The organism is Dietzia sp. IBK-p2-15D, from assembly GCF_057773105.1.
Genome location: NZ_JBYMTK010000106.1, coordinates 1 through 444 on the forward strand (window position 1 = coordinate 1; position 444 = coordinate 444).

The 444-nt window shown below is 54.1% G+C and carries 2 protein-coding genes; both read left to right on the top strand.

Annotation, left to right across the window (positions count from 1 at the left end; all coding sequences use genetic code 11):
* Window positions 1-261 (top strand): TIM barrel protein (locus AC3DEV_RS17085; protein WP_488372888.1); only part of this gene is annotated, 261 nt, incomplete at its 5' end.
* Window positions 255-444: class II aldolase/adducin family protein (locus tag AC3DEV_RS17090; protein WP_488372889.1), on the top strand; the 190-nt coding region annotated here is incomplete at its 3' end. The genes AC3DEV_RS17085 and AC3DEV_RS17090, both read left to right, overlap by 7 nt.

Sequence of the window (444 nt, forward strand, 5' to 3'; positions counted from 1 at the left end):
GGCATCGACCGTATCGCCGCCATCCACCTGAAAGACACTCAACCCGTTACCGAACATAGCCCCGGACAGTTCCGCGATGTGCCGTTTGGCGAAGGCTGTGTCGATTTTGTTGGCATCTTCAAAACGCTGCATGAGCTGAACTATCGCGGATCATTTCTGATTGAAATGTGGACCGAAAAAGCCAAAGAGCCGGTGCTGGAGATTATTCAGGCGCGGCGCTGGATTGAAGCGCGTATGCAGGAGGCCGGATTTATATGTTAGAGCAACTGAAAGCTGACGTGCTGGCGGCAAACCTGGCGCTTCCCGTTCATCATCTGGTGACGTTCACCTGGGGCAATGTCAGCGCGATAGACGAAACGCGGCAATGGATGGTGATTAAGCCTTCCGGCGTTGAGTATGAGGTAATGACCGCCGACGATATGGTGGTGGTTGAGATAGCCAGCG